General features: G+C 42.4%; 17 protein-coding genes. 9 read left to right on the top strand and 8 right to left on the bottom strand.

Annotated elements, in window-relative coordinates:
- Positions 1 to 88: 88 nt before the first annotated feature.
- The gene (accC, locus tag AC07M6_RS08865) at positions 89 to 1,573 is read left to right on the top strand and encodes an acetyl-CoA carboxylase biotin carboxylase subunit (protein WP_494888650.1); all 1,485 of its coding nucleotides are present in this window, start codon (positions 89 to 91) and stop codon (positions 1,571 to 1,573) included.
- Here accC and AC07M6_RS08860 read toward each other — a convergent pair whose 3' ends face one another.
- The gene (locus AC07M6_RS08860) at positions 1,574 to 2,821 is read right to left on the bottom strand and encodes a TPR end-of-group domain-containing protein (protein ID WP_494888649.1); all 1,248 of its coding nucleotides are present in this window, start codon (positions 2,819 to 2,821) and stop codon (positions 1,574 to 1,576) included. It abuts the gene before it with no gap.
- A gap of 214 nt (positions 2,822 to 3,035) precedes the next feature.
- On the opposite strand from AC07M6_RS08860, the gene AC07M6_RS08855 reads away from it, so the two are divergent.
- Positions 3,036 to 3,587 carry a dihydrofolate reductase family protein gene (locus tag AC07M6_RS08855; RefSeq protein WP_494888648.1) on the top strand — a complete coding sequence of 184 codons (552 nt, stop codon included), beginning with the start codon at positions 3,036 to 3,038 and terminating at the stop codon, positions 3,585 to 3,587.
- 11 nt (positions 3,588 to 3,598) lie between these two features.
- On the opposite strand, the gene AC07M6_RS08850 is transcribed toward AC07M6_RS08855, so the two are convergent.
- A complete protein-coding gene (locus AC07M6_RS08850) occupies positions 3,599 to 4,063 on the bottom strand; it encodes an NUDIX hydrolase (protein WP_494888647.1) in 465 nt (154 codons plus the stop codon).
- A 42-nt stretch (positions 4,064 to 4,105) separates the two neighbouring features.
- Here AC07M6_RS08850 and AC07M6_RS08845 point away from each other — a divergent pair, with 42 nt between their 5' ends.
- Both AC07M6_RS08845 and AC07M6_RS08840 read left to right on the top strand, forming a co-directional pair.
- Positions 4,106 to 4,603 (top strand): SRPBCC family protein, encoded by a 498-nt coding sequence (locus tag AC07M6_RS08845; RefSeq protein ID WP_494888646.1) that lies wholly within the window; start codon positions 4,106 to 4,108, stop codon positions 4,601 to 4,603.
- Between the two features lie 74 nt (positions 4,604 to 4,677).
- Positions 4,678 to 5,262 carry a riboflavin synthase gene (locus AC07M6_RS08840; protein WP_494888645.1) on the top strand — a complete coding sequence of 195 codons (585 nt, stop codon included), beginning with the start codon at positions 4,678 to 4,680 and terminating at the stop codon, positions 5,260 to 5,262.
- Here AC07M6_RS08840 and AC07M6_RS08835 read toward each other — a convergent pair.
- Complete coding sequence (locus tag AC07M6_RS08835) at positions 5,225 to 6,532, bottom strand: tetratricopeptide repeat protein (protein WP_494888644.1); 1,308 nt, start codon at positions 6,530 to 6,532, stop codon at positions 5,225 to 5,227. The two genes, AC07M6_RS08840 and AC07M6_RS08835, sit on opposite strands and share 38 nt — an antisense overlap.
- 113 nt (positions 6,533 to 6,645) lie before the next feature.
- Between AC07M6_RS08835 and AC07M6_RS08830 the strand changes: the two genes are divergently transcribed.
- Together AC07M6_RS08830 and AC07M6_RS08825 are read left to right on the top strand one after the other, a co-directional pair.
- Positions 6,646 to 6,936 carry a hypothetical protein gene (locus tag AC07M6_RS08830; protein ID WP_494888643.1) on the top strand — a complete coding sequence of 97 codons (291 nt, stop codon included), beginning with the start codon at positions 6,646 to 6,648 and terminating at the stop codon, positions 6,934 to 6,936.
- A 124-nt stretch (positions 6,937 to 7,060) separates the two neighbouring features.
- Complete coding sequence (locus tag AC07M6_RS08825; protein ID WP_494888642.1) at positions 7,061 to 8,146, top strand: DNA topoisomerase IB; 1,086 nt, start codon at positions 7,061 to 7,063, stop codon at positions 8,144 to 8,146.
- Between the two features lie 4 nt (positions 8,147 to 8,150).
- Here AC07M6_RS08825 and AC07M6_RS08820 read toward each other — a convergent pair whose 3' ends face one another.
- From AC07M6_RS08820 to AC07M6_RS08805, 4 genes are all read right to left on the bottom strand, one after another.
- Positions 8,151 to 8,957: a hypothetical protein gene (locus AC07M6_RS08820; protein ID WP_494888641.1), complete on the bottom strand. Its 807-nt coding sequence runs from the start codon at positions 8,955 to 8,957 to the stop codon at positions 8,151 to 8,153.
- A gap of 109 nt (positions 8,958 to 9,066) precedes the next feature.
- Complete coding sequence (locus AC07M6_RS08815) at positions 9,067 to 10,503, bottom strand: TlpA family protein disulfide reductase (protein WP_494888640.1); 1,437 nt, start codon at positions 10,501 to 10,503, stop codon at positions 9,067 to 9,069.
- Between the two features lie 93 nt (positions 10,504 to 10,596).
- The gene (locus AC07M6_RS08810; RefSeq protein ID WP_494888639.1) at positions 10,597 to 12,417 is read right to left on the bottom strand and encodes a M56 family metallopeptidase; all 1,821 of its coding nucleotides are present in this window, start codon (positions 12,415 to 12,417) and stop codon (positions 10,597 to 10,599) included.
- Positions 12,418 to 12,422: 5 nt separating this feature from the next.
- Positions 12,423 to 12,785: a BlaI/MecI/CopY family transcriptional regulator gene (locus AC07M6_RS08805; RefSeq protein WP_494888638.1), complete on the bottom strand. Its 363-nt coding sequence runs from the start codon at positions 12,783 to 12,785 to the stop codon at positions 12,423 to 12,425.
- A 216-nt stretch (positions 12,786 to 13,001) separates the two neighbouring features.
- Here AC07M6_RS08805 and AC07M6_RS08800 point away from each other — a divergent pair, with 216 nt between their 5' ends.
- From AC07M6_RS08800 to AC07M6_RS08790, 3 genes are all read left to right on the top strand, one after another.
- Entirely contained in the window at positions 13,002 to 14,594 is a 1,593-nt protein-coding gene (locus AC07M6_RS08800; protein ID WP_494888637.1) for a flavin monoamine oxidase family protein, read from the top strand.
- 29 nt (positions 14,595 to 14,623) lie between these two features.
- Positions 14,624 to 15,805 (top strand): pyridoxal phosphate-dependent aminotransferase, encoded by a 1,182-nt coding sequence (locus AC07M6_RS08795; protein ID WP_494888636.1) that lies wholly within the window; start codon positions 14,624 to 14,626, stop codon positions 15,803 to 15,805.
- 88 nt (positions 15,806 to 15,893) lie between these two features.
- Positions 15,894 to 16,892, top strand: a complete 999-nt coding sequence (locus tag AC07M6_RS08790) for a Hint domain-containing protein (RefSeq protein WP_494888635.1) — start codon at positions 15,894 to 15,896, stop codon at positions 16,890 to 16,892.
- A gap of 75 nt (positions 16,893 to 16,967) precedes the next feature.
- On the opposite strand, the gene queG is transcribed toward AC07M6_RS08790, so the two are convergent.
- A complete protein-coding gene (queG, locus tag AC07M6_RS08785; RefSeq protein WP_494888634.1) occupies positions 16,968 to 17,897 on the bottom strand; it encodes a tRNA epoxyqueuosine(34) reductase QueG in 930 nt (309 codons plus the stop codon).
- Positions 17,898 to 17,934 lie beyond the last annotated feature (37 nt).

Here is a 17,934-nt window from a genome sequence, read left to right as displayed (position 1 = left end):
ATATTTACCATGATCCAGATATAGCCAATACATCATGCAAATATTTTTGATATCTACAATTCAACATTTCTTATAACTTTGATTTTGCATGAAGAAAATACTGATAGCCAATCGTGGTGAAATAGCTTTAAGGGTAATGCGCTCCGCGCGCGAAATGGGGATCAAAACCGTAGCAGTATATTCGGCTGCCGATAGGGATGCCCTGCACGTACGTTACGCCGATGAAGCCGTTTTTATAGGTGAGGCACCCAGTAACCAAAGCTATCTGGTCGGTGAAAAAATCATTGATGCCTGCCGGAAAACCGGCGCTGAAGCTATCCATCCGGGCTATGGCTTCCTTTCAGAAAACCCGGCTTTTGCCCGCCTGGTCAGAGAATCAGGGTTGATCCTGATCGGCCCTTCGCCCGAGGCGATGGAGGTGATGGGTAATAAACTATCTGCGAAAGCTGCTGCTTTAAAATACGATATTCCCATGGTGCCCGGCACCGAAGAAGCCATAACCGATGTATCCGAAGCCAAAGCGCGCGCTGTTGAAGTGGGTTTTCCTATCCTCATTAAAGCGGCCGCGGGTGGCGGTGGCAAAGGCATGCGTATAGTAGAGCAGGCGAGTGATTTTGAAGAGCAAATGCAATTAGCGGTATCCGAAGCTACTTCGGCTTTTGGGGATGGATCGGTGTTTATTGAACGGTATGTATCGTCGCCACGGCATATCGAAATACAGGTATTGGGAGACACACATGGTAATATCGTGCACCTGTTTGAGCGGGAATGCTCGGTACAGCGTCGCCACCAAAAAGTAATTGAGGAAGCGCCATCATCAGTATTAACGCCCGAAATACGCCAGCAAATGGGCAAATGCGCGGTAGATGTTGCACGGTCTGTAAATTATACCGGCGCCGGCACGGTTGAGTTTATCCTGGACGAACAGCTTAACTTCTATTTCCTGGAGATGAATACCCGCCTGCAGGTGGAGCATCCGGTTACCGAACTGATAACCGGTATAGACCTGGTAAAAGAGCAGATCAGGATTGCAAGGGGAGAAGCGATCAGTTTTAAGCAGGAAGACCTGAATATTATCGGTCATGCTATTGAACTGCGGGTATATGCCGAAGACCCGGCCAATAACTTTTTACCCGACATCGGTACCCTGCAAACCTATATCACACCCAAAGGCCCTGGGGTTAGGGTAGATGACGGTTTTGAACAAGGCATGGAGATCCCCATCTATTACGACCCGATGATAGCTAAACTGGTGGTATACGGTAAAGACCGCGCCGAGGCAACCGAACGTATGGTGCGCGCTATTGACGAATATATCATTACCGGCATCACAACAACGCTGGCTTTCGGCAAGTTTGTTATGCAGCACCCGGCATTTACATCGGGGCAGTTTGATACGCATTTTGTAAAGAAATATTTTACCCCCGAGTTGCTGCAAACCGAAAAACCGCAGGAAGCATTTATTGCCGCATTAGTAATGGAGCAATTGCTGAGTGATAAAAAGCAGGTAAAAGGCAGTACATCAACATCAGCAATTACTTCAAATTGGGTTACCAAACGCAGGATGCTATAACTATATGCCCGCCGGTTTTTGCCAAAAGTAAGTTGGGTTATTAGTAGCGTACCTGTTCGATTCTTTTACCGAACCACCTGAAATATGCAGTGTAGTGAAATTGCCCGGGTATAGGTTAATATACTGAATGGCAGGTTTACCTGGCCTGGAGGTTTCTATGTCCCATTCGCTTTTTGACGCGCATTGCAGCCAGTACAGGTTTTTAGACATATAGTAACCCAGGTAATAATCCTTAGTCTGTTTGTTTTGGTTATTCCAGTTGGCATCGGGGTTTAAAATAAGGTTAGCGGTGCCGCTTTTTACCAGCTGCTCCCTAACTTCTTCAATGTTCAATAAGTTACCTTTAGTATCTGTTACATAAGCGTTAAAAGTTGGATCCATCCAAACCCATTTGTTTAATGTGTTAGCCCATACTACCGTAATTACATGGCAATCATTATCCAGGGTGTCTTTAGGCATACAGGTAACCACTCTTGCTTTAAAGCCTTCGGCCTGGTAAACATCCCTTAGTATGGTGGCCATCATACGGCAATTAACGCCCCGTTTTTCTTTTTGGCAAACAGCAATCAGGTCTATCGCGTTTCTTGATGGCGGATTGTTCGAGCCTCCATCATGGCGCACCACGTTATGTACCCAATAAAGCAGGTTTTTAAATTTGCTGATCTCGTTACCGGTACCACTGACAGAATCTAAATTAAACTTGCTTTTAAGGTTAACCAGCACAGGGTCAGTAGCCTGTTGATAGCTGAACGATGGCATATCTTTGCCTGTAGCTTTATTATAAGGCCCGGCTTTTGTCAGGATGTATCCCATATCGCCGCGTCCGCGCAGTGTATTTAAAGCGGCTTTAAAGCGCTTATCATTATGCAGGCTTTCCAGGTCGGTATCAACTTTGGTATTAGCATAATTAGCATAGCCCAGGCTTACACATTTTTCAAGCGCGGTAAGTGCCTGCTCTTTTTTGCCCTGTAAATTAATATAGCAGGCCAGGTTGTAGTACATGCCTGGATAATACACCTTAACACTCCGTTGTATGGCTGGCGAAGCATGCTCATACTTATCTATCCATTCGGCACATAAATTACCGGCTGTAAGGTACTCTTTTTTCTCTGTCGCAGCGCGGCGGTCATTTTCGAGTTTGGTAGTGTAATTTGTAAATTCAGTAACTTCTGCCGGTACCGGTTGCGATTGGGATCTTGCAAATAAGGTTACGAAGCAAATAAGGGTAGTTAATAATAGTTTCTGCATGGCGTAATTTTTTTTTGATAAGATGTTTTACAAGATTAAAAGGTTGCAGTAAGATTAAAAAATATTTTAAACCGCAGGTGATCCTTGCAATGAGATATAGCACTTTAGCATGAACGCCCCCTTTTTTGTCGCGGATTGCCCTCATTGTATGGGGTAAGGTATGTTGTTTTTGATAGTATTATCTTAGTAAACAGATTTAAATAAACCAACCAAAATGAGAAAGGTAATTTATGGAATTAACCTGACAGCAGACGGCTGCTGCGACCATACCAAAGGGAACGCCAGTGCAGAGATCCATCAATATTTTACAGATTTGATGCACGATGTTGACCTGCTTGTTTATGGGCGCAAGACCTACGAGTTGATGGTTCCTTATTGGCCCGAAGTAGCGAAAAATCTATCGGGGTCAAAAACAGAAAATGAATTTGCGCGAACATTTGATGCCATAGATAAAGTTGTTTTTTCCCGGTCATTAGAAAATGCCGGTGGTAATACCAGGATTATTCGTGAAAACCTGGCTGACGAATTTTTAAAACTGAAACAGCAGCCGGGCAAAAATATTTCAATCGGAGGGGTAGATCTGCCATCACAATTGATAGCGCTCGGCTTGGTTGATGAATTTTACTTTGTCATTCATCCCGTACTGGCTGGGGAAGGAAGACGATTAATGGAAGATACCAGCCTCTCGGAAAAGTTTAATATAAAACTGATTGATGCTAAGGTGCTTAAATCAGGATTTGTGGCACTTCATTACATCAAACAGTAACGGCCATTAAATCACGATTCAGATATAATCTTTACAGCCAGTTCATCAATCAGTGCAATTTGCGCCGGGTTAATCTTTTCCCGCGCAGTAACTAAATCAAACCAACTGGCTTTATCCACTTCGGGTATCTCTATCGTTTTGCCCGATTTGGGCGGCCATTCAAAGGGAAAGGTATTGCTTTTTATATTGTTCTCGTCTATATCGCCCTCGACAGCCCAGGCGTGTATGGTTTTGCCGCTTTTAAGTTTAACAGGTTTTAGTTTGATGAAATGGCCATCAATGGGCTGACCGGTTTCTTCCAGAAATTCCCGCTTAGCGGCAATAAGTGCATCTTCATTTTCCAAAAACTCACCTTTGGGGATGGACCATGCCCCCACGTCCTTGTTTTTCCAAAAAGGCCCGCCGGGATGCACCAGGAAAACCTGTAAGACCTTATTTTTTTTGCGATATACTAATATGCCAGCGCTTTGTTTCAATTGATTATATTTGAATATAAGGATAACCAATTATTTGCCATTATGATTGACGAAAGATGGACAAAATTTAAAGTTACTGCAGATTATAATGCTTCTGTGCGGGCAGTTTATGAAGCCTGGACCACTCAGGCCGGCTTAGAGAGCTGGTTTTTGCGCGATGCCTTGTTTTATACCGTTGCCGGGCGCCAGCGCGCTAATGATGAATTTATACTAAAAGAAGACACCTACTTGTGGCGCTGGCATGGTTACGCCGATTCGGTTTTTGAGACAGGGGCTATTTTAGAAACAAACGGGAGCGATTACCTGAAATTCACATTTTCGGGCGGCACCGTGGTAAGCGTAAATATCGGAAGCAAATACGGTTTAACCATAGCCGAACTGGTGCAGGAAAATATCCCGGTAGAGGAAGACCCAGCCAAAAATCTTTTTATAGGATGCCAAACGGGCTGGTTGTTTTATATGGCTAACCTGAAATCGATACTGGAAGGTGGTATAGATCTGCGTAGTAAAAGGGAAGATGTACCCAGCAGTTTTAAATAGCAGTGCAATAGGGGGGCTTTAAATCTGTCGCACTAATGACCAATCTCTAATCGCCAATCACTAAATTTGCCCCCATGTTTACCGGAATTATAGAAACCTTAGGAAAAGTAACCGATTTAAAGCACGATCAGGGTAACCTGCATATTATTGTTACTTCGGATATATCGCACGAGTTAAAGATAGATCAGTCGGTTGCCCACAATGGCGTTTGCTTAACCGTTGTAGCTATTGCCGATGGCAGCCATACCGTTACCGCTATTGAAGAAACACTGAATAAAACCAATATTGGCCACCTGAAAGTAAACGACCCGGTAAACCTGGAACGCTGCATGCAAATGAATGCCCGGTTAGATGGCCACATTGTGCAGGGCCATGTTGATCAAACCGCGCTGTGTACCCATTACAAAGAACTGGATGGCAGTTGGGAATATACCTTTGAATACGATGCTTCCAAGGGCAATGTAACGGTAGAGAAAGGTTCTATCTGTATCAACGGCATCAGCTTAACAGTGGTTAATTCAAATAATAACAGCTTTTCGGTAGCTATTATCCCTTATACTTACCAGCATACCAACCTGCAAAACGTACGCGAAGGCGATACCGTAAACCTGGAGTTTGATATTATTGGGAAGTATGTTGCCCGGCTGATGCAGCGGTAGTTTTATTCTGAAGCTGATTGATACGGCTTTGTGTATAATTAATAAAGTCCTGCTGCATTTTTGGCGGTTTCGATTCCAGGAATTTTTTGTAATATTTTATGGCGCTGGCTGTGTCCTTTAAGCGGGCATCAAGCAGGTTGGCCAGTATATAATAATTCATGGGGTTACTTGTCTCGGGTATTGATTTTTGATAGGCGGCTGCCGCCATTTTATAATATTTTGCTGCGGTTGCCTTATCTTTTAATTGGGTACCGTATAGATCGGCCATGGCGGCATAAATAGCCGGGTCTTCCCTAAATTGTAAGCCTTTTTGATAAGCCAGCACCGCGTTTTTGTAAGCGCCTTTGCGCTCATTATTATCAGCTATTTCGCCGTAGTACGACGCTGCGTTACCAGATATGGCCTGTGCCAGCGTATTGTTTAACCATACAATGGCCTGATTGTAATCCTTCAATCCTTTATAGCATAAAGATGTATAGTAACAGCTGTATTCGGTTTGATCGATGCCTTTTATAGCCGATAATATTTCTGCCCCGCAGGCATAATTTCTTAAACTATAATAGGATACCCCCATTTTATACATGACCTGCGCATCCGCGGCTTCAAGCGTTACTAATTTTCGGCACACATCAATGGTTTCAGCATACTTTTTTTCTTTAAAAAGCAGGCTCGCCATGCTTTGTAAAATAAAGATATTGTCCGGGTCGCTTTCCGCGGCTTTGTTTAACACCACAAGCGCCTGGTCAAAGCGTTTTTGAGCGATGTAGAACGAGCTGAGATCAACTGCTATATCAACATCAAAATAATTCAGTTTATTAGCTTTTTGAAGGTATTTAACCGTTGCAACGGTATCCTTTTTATCTGCAGCAATGGTAGCCAGTTTGGTATATACCGAAATATTGGTGGTATCCATTAATAAGATCTTTTTGAAAAATACCTCGGCCTTTTGGTTATTACCACGTTTCAGGTTAATATTACCGATGCTGAATAAAGCCGCCTCGTTAGTAGTATCGATATCATAAATGCGCTGGTAATAAGCTTGCGACTCGGGCAACTTATTGGCCATATTGGTAGTATAAGCCAGGCGCGACAGTACTTTAACATCCGTAATTGGTTCGGGAAATATTTTTTTCAGGTAATCAACTGCATCCTGATAGCGCTGGGCCTGGTAATATTCCAGCAGCAGGGCATCATCTGCCTTAGTGGATTGCTGGGCAAAGGAAACCGAGAAGCAAAAGAGCAATGCGAAGGTGAGGAGTGTAGTTTTCATAACAGCTAATATAAAACTAAAGTATTAGTTATAAATGATACATCCAAATATTTGAACAAATTTTGTTTTTAGGTGTTGAGTAAATATTAATTCACCATAAATCGTAAAACAAAATGGATACGTTGAAGAAATTTGCCCTGATGGAAAAAATAGTCCATGAGTTAGAAGACTTGAAGAACAGCCAGCAGGCCATTATACAAAAATTAGCTAAGATAGAAGTTGATAATATCGACCTGGGCAATAAAAGACTGGATAAAGATTTGCCCGATATGCATCAGCGCGTATCAGATAACCTGGATACTATTGCAAGTATATTGGAAGATTTTGCTACCCAAACTGATAAGTTTAGCGATAAAAATAATGTTGCCGCCTTGCGCGAACAGGAAGCTATCGGTAAATTGTAAATTCAAGAGGAATAGAAGAGGGCCATTCAATTTGAATGGCCTTTTTTATGCCTGGCTGACAAGCTTTTTATTAAAAAATAACGGACAAGAAAAACTTATATAATACCCTTTTGTTGATTGGGGCATGAACCGCCTGCTTAAAAAACTTGAAAAAATAGGCCGCGACCCGAAGGTGACCGCAAAAGCTGTAGGCCTATGCTATGTTTCGGATAGTACGCCCGGATATACCCGCAAAAAATCGGGCAGCGGTTTTTCATTTTATGATGCCGATGGTAAGTTGGTAAAGGACAAGGAACTGCTAACCCGGTTTAAAAAGCTGGTCATTCCCCCGGCATACACCCATGTTTGGATCTCGCCGAAAGAGAACGGGCACCTGCAATTTACCGGTGTTGACGCGGTTGGACGCAAGCAGTACCGTTATCACCCGTACTGGAACCAGATCCGTAACCAATCAAAATATCATCGCCTGCAAAGTTTTGCCGCGGCATTGCCGGGCATCAGGCAACGGGTAGATAAGGATTTGACCCGGCCCAATATGGATCATGAAAAAGTAGTGGCGCTGATTATACGTTTGATGGAACTAACCAGCATCAGGGTAGGGAACGAATCGTACAAGAAGCTGTATGGCTCGTTTGGCTTAACCACGCTGATGGATAAGCATGTTAAACTGGATGGTGCAAAGATCAATTTTGAGTTTAAGGGCAAAAAAGGTGTCTTTCATAAAGTAACCCTGCAAAGCCGCAGACTGGCCCGGTTGGTAAAACAATGCCGCGATATACCGGGTAAGGAGCTATTTCAATACTATAATGCCGATGACCAAAGGTGCACGGTGGGATCGGGTGATGTGAACAACTATTTAAAGGAAATAACAGGGGAGGATTTTACCGCTAAGGATTTCCGTACCTGGACGGGCAGTGTGAGCGCCTTGTATGCTTTTAAAGAAGCGGGAGGCTTTGATACCATAAGCGAGTGTAAAAGGAAGATTGTTAGTGTACTGGATGAGGTTGCGTTAAATTTAGGCAATACCCGCACTGTTTGTAAAAAGTATTATGTGCACCCTACGGTAATTAAAAGTTACGAGGAAGGCCATCTGTTTCGTTATATAACAGACCTGGATGAACATCATGACATTAAAACCGCAGAACTAAATACTGCCGAAAAAGCCCTGTTACATCTTTTAGAAAACGAAAAACTGGCCGAAGCCAGCTAAGTAATTATTTTTTTGCTAAGGTATATTCTCCCCAAAAATCTGTCGGGGCGGTTGTCTGGTTTTCAAGGACAAGCTTTGCAAATATCAATCCGTTAGTTACATCAGGGCTTAGTTTTTTCATATTATCCGATTTTTTAACAGGGAGTATACTTTCGCCATTTAATACAATATGATAATTGAATTTTGTTTCATCATTTATTGAAAGGCCCAACTGGCTTAAAGCCACAGACAGTTCATAGGTATACGCCATCTTGTTATCAAATCTTTCGGCAGTTTTAATATGGTCTTCGTTATAAATCGAAATAAGGGTATCTACACCTTTCATCCCGGTAACCATTATCAATTTTGATTTTTCTTCGAGCTTGCGATCGGTGACAAGCACGATCGAATCGGGTATAACTGAATGGGATGCAGACTGTTCAAAAAGTGATTTATTGATGTTTAATGAAGGTTTATTATTCCCCTCAAAAACAGGATAGGTAATGCTAACCCCATCTTTGCTTTTTTTATCAGACCCGGTTACAGTAAAGGTGATACCGCCGTTTATGATTTTGTTAATAACCGGATAACTACTGGCCTTAATTGTAAGATACAGGTTATTATCATCGTTTGATAGGGTATAAAAAACTTCGGTAGCATGATTGTAAGCCTGTAACAGATCATTCCACTCGTTTGTTTTACCATCAATTTTTATGTTGACTGGCGCGCGTAAACTAACAATTTGCTTATTAGGGAGCTTTTGCGCATATGCGGTAACTAATATGGCTTGCAGCGCGCTGATCATTAATATGTTTTTAAGTGTCATTTTCATATCGTTTCGTTTAAACAAAGATATACGATAAGATTCGTACATTAAAATATGCATAAAAAAAAACTGGCCGAAGCCAGTTAAAATAACGTGATATTAAAATAACATAGCATTATAGATACTTACTGATCTGATCGTACAGTTTCTGTTTATCGCTTGGACGTAGCGCGTCTTTTTCTACAATCTGCCCGTTTTTTATGATCAGATAACGCGGTATAGCATAGCCTTTACCACCCCATATTTTACTGATCAGATCCTGGCGCAGTTTATCATTTGTGCGGATATTGGTGCCGGAAAGGCCATAAAAGGTGATCATATCGCGCCAATCCTTATCCCTTTCAGCCACGTCTGTAGATAGGTAAATCATAGTGACCTTTTTATCCTTTAGAAAATCGTGCAGGGGTTTATTATAAGCAAATTCTTCTTTACATGGCCCGCACCAGGTAGCCCATATATCAATAAATACCGTTTTATCTTTATAAATGTTAAGCAACTCATCTAACGAATTAATAGCTAAGTAATTATCGGCGATCTTATTTTCGGCACTGGCTTGTCCCTTTGCTTTTTGATGGAAGGCGATAATATCGTTTACTTTAGGCAGCAGTAATTTGTCGTAAACGCTTGCCGGATATGATTTCTTAAAATCATTGTACAGGTCAACCAGTTCCGGCTCATACTTTTTCATGGAAGTGAATTGGTTTAAAAACCGGGCTAACATATATTCCCTAATGGGGCCTGTTAAATTATTGGCGTATTTTTGATACCAGTCTACCAGGTAATCGTTTGATAATCTAATGTTAAACCGCTTCACTGTATTAGTGAGCTCTCTGTAATATGATGTTTTGTAAGTCCCGGCGTACTCATTGGCATAATCGTAAAAGGTGCTTGCTGTCATTGCCTTTGGATCGGTTAAGCTTAACTTTTCAAATAATGCCGGCCAGGCATCTGCAAACTGCTTATTGGCGCGTTTAGTATAGCAGATGTATGACCATACTGCTCCATAATAATAACGGATCTCGCTAATGGTAAACTGGTAAAAAGTTTGGTCGATCTTTTTTTGTTTCAGCAGATCTGCATACTGCGCTATTTCAGCATCGGCGTCGCGGTCTAAGGCCGATTGTAAGCTGACAAAAATGGTATCTTTAGCCAAATATCCATCGCCTGCATCCTGGTATTGCTTATAGTGATGGAGTTTATTTAGCAGGTATTGGCCTTCTGCATTATCCCCAATAAACTTGAATGATTGCGCAGTGTTTGTATGATCAAATATAACGGAGTAACTCTTTTTAGGTTCGATAAAAAATGAAAAACCTTTTCCGCATAATACCTGTACTTTACCGGCCACAGTAATATTATTGCTAACCGTAAAATGACCATCCTTACTAAAATCGTAAGAATGCATATCCGGGAAGTAGGCGCCGTTTACAGGCATTGCTACCTTTATCTGTTTTATTGTGGTATCGTTTACCTCAAAGCTCAGTGTGTGTGTTTGAGCGTTTAAAACGAATGGCAGGAGGAGAAGGAGTGCTAAGGAAATGGTTTTTTTCATGGCAATGTTTATTTATAAGATGGATATTATACATAAACATTGCATGAGTAAGCTATTATATTTTTGAATCAAAAAATTATTGTGAGGGGGGAGTTATTTCTTTTTAGTGGTGATAATTAAAACGCCTTTTTTTGCTTTATCGCCATATTTACTAATAGCCGCATCATCTCTTAAAATGCTTACGCTTTCAATATCAGCGGCTGATACCTTTTTAAAATCCTTTTGGCTGGTTTCCTTACCGTTCAGGATAATTAGTTTATCCGACATATGATCTATTTTAGCTGAAGAACTGCCATAGCCAATTACTACACGCTCCTGTAAATTTACCGGCTCACCAACTTGAACAGGGAGAGAATCTTTAGTAACATATATCACATTATTACCATTTTTGCGCACGGCCACACCGGCTTTTGTGGCTAACATGACAGAATTGATACTATCGCCGCGCACTACTATATGCTGTAATTTTGATGATGGTACCAGTTTACCGTTTAACTTTATTGTTGTAATTTTAGAAGGATACCCGGTTACTACTACCTCCCGGTTACTCTTCTCGTCAACAAGTATACCATTAACGGTATGTGCTGATAAGGGTTGCACGTTTTTTACAATTACGGTATCAAAAGAGATCCTGTTCATTGATGATTTATCCTCGTGCCCTTTTGTTACAATATATATACTGCCATTACTTCCGGCGGCAGCATCTTTTCTGATGTCAATGGTTGCTATATTATCAGGATTAATGGTGTTTAAGCCGGCATCTGTTTTTACACCATTAATGTAAATGTCTGGTTCGTTACCTGCAGCAATACCTCTTAGTCTTATTGTTAACCTTTTACCGGTATCAATCAGTAATGTTCTGCCGGCCGCTTTTGCCGGTACGGTATCCATTTCAATACGGGTGCTGCTTACTGCAGTGAGTAAGGGGCCTTTTTTACGCAGCGGTATTGCCGGTGCTTCAGAAGGCATCAAATCAATTTTGGTCATCACGGTTTTAAACGTGCTGATTATGTGCGCGCTGCTTTTAACAGCTTTGTTTAATTCGGCTTTCGATACCGAAAATATAAGCAATAACACCATCACTGCCGGTATTAAAAATAGATACCGGGTGATATTTACGGTGGAAGATCTTTTTGCGTTCATCATAATAATGCGTTTTTTAATGGTGGAAATGTTAAAATGGTTAACAATAGCATTGCCCTGCGCCCCAAAGTTTACGTTAAGCAGGCTATATTGGTAGGCTTTACAGTCTACCCCTTTTTTTAATATTTTATTATCGGTTATAAACTCAATGTTTTCGCGGATAGCGCGTTTCATCAGCCATACCCCCGGGTTAAACCAATAGAATATGGCGCTCAGTTCGCCCAATAAAATATCCAGGGTATGCCATTCACTTACGTGGATGTGCTCGTGCGCTAATATCGCGTTAAGCTCCTGTGGTTCATGATTTTCGGGGTTGATATAGATACTACGCCAGAAAGAGAATGGGTTGATATTCCCTTTGATCACCCGGATCATATAGTGGTGAAGCTGCGCGGGCTCCGACCGCTTGTGCAGGTGGTATAAAGATAACAACTGCATAAATAAGCGTACGGCAAACAGGGTAACACCAGCCCAAAAAGTAACCAGTAGCCAAAACCAAATGTCGTGCCCTAAAAAGGTTTTAGCGATGGTTTTAACGGGTTCCTGCCAGTTTACAATAACTACCTGCATTGGCCGGGCTATTTCCTCGTGCCGGTTTAAAAAATCTGCCAGGTTTATTTTGGGGTACAGGGTCGAAAATATAATGGCTGTTACCAGGTATACCCTGTTCAGGTTATAAAAAGTAAGGTGGCGCAGTACCGCGTAATAACCCGCGCAAAATATCAGCAGGGCTATATTCACTTTTATCAGGTAAATAAACAAGTCTGGCATGGCGTTTATTTTTTATTGTTTTCAATCAGTTTAATAATGTCCTGCAATTCGCTGGCGCTGATCTTTTTTTCCTTAGCAAAAAAAGTAACCAGTTCTTTATATGAATTTTGAAAGTAATCGCTTACAAAACCATTCATAAAGCGCTTTTTATAATCTGCTTCAGCAATGGTAGGGTGGTAGCGGTAGGTATTGCCCAGCTTGGTGCTGTCTAAAAATCCCTTACGTTCTAAATTTTTAACGGTTGATGCCAGGGTAGTGTAGGGTGGTTTGGGCTCGTTCATCAGGTCTAAAAAATCCTTGATAATACCGCCACCGCTTTGCCATATTACCTGCATGGCTTCTTCTTCTTGTATGGTTAATTTTTCCATTTTCTATTATTGTTCAGTAAATCTACGAAAGTTTCGTAACTAACAAAAGTATTTAACAAATTTTAACAATTATTTATTTATTGGGCTTGTATGCTCAATTTTGTAATTATTTTAGTGTCGATAATGAATTTTCGTAAGGTTTGTCTAAAAAATATGTTACGATTGATAATAATCGGCATAAAAGATTATCTTTAGCAGTACTAAAACTTATTTCCTTTGAAGACGATATCCAGGCGCGATTTTTTAAATAAGGGAGCAATGCTGGCCGGCGGCGCTTATCCGGCTATGATGGCCCTGGGTATGCTTAAAGCGGCGCCTGCACACGCCTTTAATTTAGAAGGAAATGCCGGCGGCAAACATGTAATTATATTAGGCGCGGGTTTAGCCGGGATGGCCAGCGCTTACGAGCTGAATAAATTAGGCTATACCTGTACCATACTGGAAGCCCGGAAAAGAACCGGAGGGCGATGTTGGAGCATCCGTAATGGCAGTACCAATACCGAAACTGATAAACCCACCGCAACAGCATCTTTTGACGATGGCCTGTATTTTAACGCCGGCCCGTCGCGCATCCCGCACCACCACCAGCTTACACTGCATTACTGCAAAGAACTAAATGTCCCCATACAGGTTTATAATAATGTAAACGAAGGCGCCTATTATTTTGCCGAAGGCAAAGGCCCCTTATCCAACAAAAAGATCCGCGTACGCGAAGTGCATAACGATATACGCGGGTATATGACCGAAATGCTGGCCAAAACCATGGATCACGGCAATATTGATGCTGCCCTAACCAAAGAGGATACCGAAAAGGTAATATCTTACCTGGCTGCAGAGGGTGGCTTAAATATTGATAAACTGTACAAGGCATCGGCCCGCAGGGGATATACCGAGGCACCGGGGGCAGGGGATAAGCCGGGTAAAATTGGCGATCCGCATAAACTGGCGGATCTGATCAATTCGGGGCTGATGGATCCTGATTTTTATAATGTAGCCGAATATACCTACGAGTTGCAGATGACCATGTTTCAGGCCGTTGGCGGGATGGACCAGATAGCTAAGGCGCTGGAGAAAAAGGTAGCGCAAAACATAAAGCTCGGCGCCGAGGTAACTAAGATCACCAACACACCTAAGGGGGTAAATATTATCTATAAGGACGCGCTTGGCGAACACAGCCTGAACGGCGATCTATGTATCTGCACATTGCCCTTACCGGTGCTAAGCAATATCAGCCATAATTTTTCATCAGATGTGAGCCGGGCTATCGATTATATCGATTATATGAAAACCGGTAAAATAGGCCTGCAATTTAAACGCCGTTTTTGGGAAGAGGATGATCATATTTATGGTGGCATTACTCATACTAATAACGATTTGACGCAGATCTTTTATCCGTCGTACGATTACCTGGGTAAAAAGGGCATTCTGATCGGTTACTATAATTTTAACGATAAAGCCAAACGTACAGGCGAGCTAAGCTATGCCGAACGTGAAAAACTGGCGCTTACAAAAGGCCGGTTGGTACATCCGCAGTATGATACCGAGTTTGAAAAGTCATTCTCAGTAAGCTGGCATAAAACCAAGTACAGTTTAGGCGGCTGGGGCGAGTATACCATCGATACGCGCAAAAACCAATACCCGGCCTTATTAAAACCCGACGGACAGGTATACTTCGCGGGCGAACATTTAACTTATTTAAATGCCTGGATGGCAGGTGCCTTTGAGTCGGCGAGGAGTGTGGTTGCGGCATTGCACGGGCGTGTTACCGAACAACGGGTTAGTTACCCTGCACAGGGTGTAAAGGGATAAATTTTAAAGCATACTAAAAACTTAAGCACATGGCAAACACAATCAATCGCAGAAGCTGGATCAAAACAAGCGCATTAATGGCCGGGGGACTGGCAGTAGCGTCGGGCACTATTAACTCTTTAGCGGCAGCCCCGCTGCATGGCAATGCAGGGATTTCATCAGGCGCCGAATTTTTATCTGAACAGGAGTTTTTAAGGCAATTGCCGCCGGGAGAGATGAAGGCCAGATTAAGCGCCAACGAAAACCCTTTCGGACCTTCGCCTGCTGCTAAAAAGGCTTTACAGGAGGCTATCGACGGCAGTTTCCGTTACCCAATGGGTTCGCAGCGCCAGCTTTCTGCAAAAATTGCCGAACACGAAGGCCTTACAACGTCTAATATATTATTAAGCTCAGGTTCATCGCCATTATTACAGGCGGCCGCTATGCACTTTACCAAAGGAGGCAAAAGCGTGATCAGCGGCGATCTGTCATACAATGACCTGCCCGGCTCTGCTGAAAGATATGGCGGCAGTTGGATAAAGGTACCTATGACAGCTGATATGAAGCTTGATCTGGATGCAATGGACGCAAAAGTTGATGCTAATACCGGCATCGTCTACATCTGCAATCCTAATAACCCTACAGCTACCACCTTAGATACGGCTAAACTGAAAGCATTTTGTGAACGTGTTTCTAAAAAAACCACCGTTATGGTTGATGAAGCTTATATCGACTATCTGCCAAATCCGCAAGAAGTAAGCCTGATGGGCGCTGTAAAAGCAGGGCAGAATGTAATAGTTGCGCGTACCTTCTCCAAACTATATGGTTTTGCGGGTTTACGCTGCGGCTATTTTGTAGGCCAGCCTGATACTTTGCGTGCTATCAGTAATTACACATCAAGCGGTATGTCTATTTCTGCAACTACTATTGCGGCGGCTATAGCAGCTTACCAGGAAACCGACTTTTTAAAAGATGCCTTGAAAAAAACAATGGCTTCGAAGGATTTTCTGTATGCTACTTTGAAAAAAGAGGGGTATGATTATATTCCTTCATCGGCTAACTTTGTATTATTCCCGATTAAAATGCCAACCATGCAGTTTAATTCGGAAATGAGCAAAAGAGGGGTAAGCATACGCACGTGGACTTACAACAATAAAAACTATTGTCGTGTAAGTATTGGCACCATGGAAGAGATGCAGGCTTTTGCCGACGCTTTTAAACAACTATCTTAAGCTACTACCGGGACGAACATATATATTGCTGATCTAAAAAACAGACCTATGGCGCCGAAAGGCCCATAGGTTTTTACACAAAAAACGTATGCGTAATTTCATTTCTACATTTCTTTTAGCACTGATCGTATCATTTGCACAGGCGCAAACTAAAACGCCAAATCCGCGGCCATTAACCATGGACGAATACACTAAAGCTCAAACCTTCGCCATTGCTGACCTGGATAAGGATACTTATGTGAAATTTGAGAATGCTTATGTGCTGGACAGATACGAAGGCCGCAAACCTTATTTCATCACTGGCAGCGATGGCCTTAAAAAGCGTATTGACCTGTATAAACTGATAGCTAAGGAAGGCATGCAGGAAATAGGCCTGATGGTATTTTATACCAACGAGAAAGGTAAAGTATATAAAGCCGTTGTGCCCGATTTTACTGCTGATGCCAAAGTTTGGGATAAGTACTTTAACGATATTGATAACATTAATAAAGAAGAAACTAATTTCATCCTGAAGTTATCTTATATCCTTTCCAAAGAAATGGCCTTTCAGCAATATAAAGTGATTAACGGCGGGAAGGATATGAAGGAGGAGAATGCTACCTATGGCAACGATATCTGTTTCCCGGGTGATGAGGAAGTGACGATGGCTAACGGCGGTAAAAAACTGCTGAATACGATTAAACGCGGCGATGAGATAATTACCATAGACCCGGCAACTAAAACTGCAAGCGTAGTGAAGGTAAAGGAACTGACCACGCACGATGCCAAAAACTATGCTTTAACACGTTTGGTACTGGTAGCTGCCCGTACGCAAAACACCAAAGCCGGACAAATGATTAACCTGAACAGTAAAGTGTTACAGGCAACCCCTAATCACCCGATGATGACAAAAGATGGTAACATCAAAATTGGCCAGATAGCCCAGGGGCAGGAGGTGCTTTGTTTAAATGAGCAAACCGGCAAATATGAAACCTTTACAGTTCTGCAAAAAACAGAAAAGGGCGGAGGGGTACAGAAGGTATATAATATAGTAGCCGATGGCGGCAGTACATTGCTAATGAACGGGGTAATGGTATTGCAAAAATAAAAACATCATTAAACAGATGAAAAGGCCCTCCATTTACAACCTGAATGGGGGGCTTTTATTTGCACAAGCGTAAGCTTATTTAATAAAATCTATATTGCGTTTTAGGCCAGCATATTTGGTGCGCTTAACCGCCGATCCTTTGAATACCTTTTGGAAAGTTTCTTCGGTAATATCCTCCCAATCCTTTTTGCTGATACCTAATAATTCGGGATGAGGGTTAAAAGCGGGCTCGGTATGCAGTACCGAAAATTTATTCCATGGGCACACATCCTGGCAAATATCGCAGCCAAACATCCAGTCGTCGGTTTTTCCTTTAAATTCCTGTGGGAGCTCGTTCTTTAGCTCAATAGTGAGGTAGGAGATACAGCGGCTGCCGTCAACCACGTAAGGGCCCACAATGGCCTCGGTAGGGCAGGCATCAATGCAGCGGGTGCAGGTGCCGCAATGGTCGGCCGTGGGCGCTATATCATACTCCAGTTCCAGATCTACGATCAACTCTGCCAAAAAGAAAAAGGAGCCCGATCGCTGGTTAATCAAATTACTGTTTTTACCTACCCAACCCAGTCCGGCTTTTTTTGCCCATGCCTTATCCAGCACCGGCGCCGAATCTACAAAAGCACGTCCATTTACCTCGCCAATATGGGTGTGTATAAAGTTTAATAATTGCTTCAGTTTATCTTTAATAACAAAATGATAATCAGCGCCATAAGCGTATTTGGATATCTTAGGAGCTAAGGGGTCAAGCTGCTTATCTTCGGTATAGTAGTTAAGGGCCAGTGAGATAACCGATTTTGCGCCATCTACTAATAAGCGGGGGTCGAGGCGTTTATCAAAATGGTTTTCCATGTATTGCATTTCGCCATGCATACCAGCTTTTAACCAAGCTTCCAGTCGCGGCGCCTCTTCTTCCAGGAAACCGGCTTTGGCAATACCGCAAAACATAAAACCCAGGCGTTTAGCCTCAGTTTTAATGAGTTGACTGTATGCCGAATTTTTTTGCGCCATCTAAACGCAAAGATAAGGCATCTGAACTTAAATAGTG

Source organism: Mucilaginibacter sp. GW821-FHT07H05, from assembly GCF_059418485.1.
This window is presented reverse-complemented; position numbering and strand designations above follow the sequence as displayed.

Excerpts from the sequence above, each read along its gene's own strand:
- AC07M6_RS08805 (WP_494888638.1), bottom strand. The coding sequence starts at position 12,785 with ATGGAAAAATTAACCATACAAGAAGAAGAAGCCATGCAGGTAATATGG.
- AC07M6_RS08860 (WP_494888649.1), bottom strand. The coding sequence starts at position 2,821 with ATGCAGAAACTATTATTAACTACCCTTATTTGCTTCGTAACCTTATTT.
- AC07M6_RS08830 (WP_494888643.1), top strand. The coding sequence starts at position 6,646 with ATGGATACGTTGAAGAAATTTGCCCTGATGGAAAAAATAGTCCATGAG.
- AC07M6_RS08855 (WP_494888648.1), top strand. The coding sequence starts at position 3,036 with ATGAGAAAGGTAATTTATGGAATTAACCTGACAGCAGACGGCTGCTGC.
- accC (WP_494888650.1), top strand. The coding sequence starts at position 89 with ATGAAGAAAATACTGATAGCCAATCGTGGTGAAATAGCTTTAAGGGTA.
- AC07M6_RS08820 (WP_494888641.1), bottom strand. The coding sequence starts at position 8,957 with ATGAAAATGACACTTAAAAACATATTAATGATCAGCGCGCTGCAAGCC.
- AC07M6_RS08845 (WP_494888646.1), top strand. The coding sequence starts at position 4,106 with ATGATTGACGAAAGATGGACAAAATTTAAAGTTACTGCAGATTATAAT.
- AC07M6_RS08810 (WP_494888639.1), bottom strand. The coding sequence starts at position 12,417 with ATGCCAGACTTGTTTATTTACCTGATAAAAGTGAATATAGCCCTGCTG.
- AC07M6_RS08835 (WP_494888644.1), bottom strand. The coding sequence starts at position 6,532 with ATGAAAACTACACTCCTCACCTTCGCATTGCTCTTTTGCTTCTCGGTT.
- AC07M6_RS08815 (WP_494888640.1), bottom strand. The coding sequence starts at position 10,503 with ATGAAAAAAACCATTTCCTTAGCACTCCTTCTCCTCCTGCCATTCGTT.
- AC07M6_RS08840 (WP_494888645.1), top strand. The coding sequence starts at position 4,678 with ATGTTTACCGGAATTATAGAAACCTTAGGAAAAGTAACCGATTTAAAG.
- AC07M6_RS08795 (WP_494888636.1), top strand. The coding sequence starts at position 14,624 with ATGGCAAACACAATCAATCGCAGAAGCTGGATCAAAACAAGCGCATTA.
- AC07M6_RS08825 (WP_494888642.1), top strand. The coding sequence starts at position 7,061 with ATGAACCGCCTGCTTAAAAAACTTGAAAAAATAGGCCGCGACCCGAAG.
- queG (WP_494888634.1), bottom strand. The coding sequence starts at position 17,897 with ATGGCGCAAAAAAATTCGGCATACAGTCAACTCATTAAAACTGAGGCT.
- AC07M6_RS08790 (WP_494888635.1), top strand. The coding sequence starts at position 15,894 with ATGCGTAATTTCATTTCTACATTTCTTTTAGCACTGATCGTATCATTT.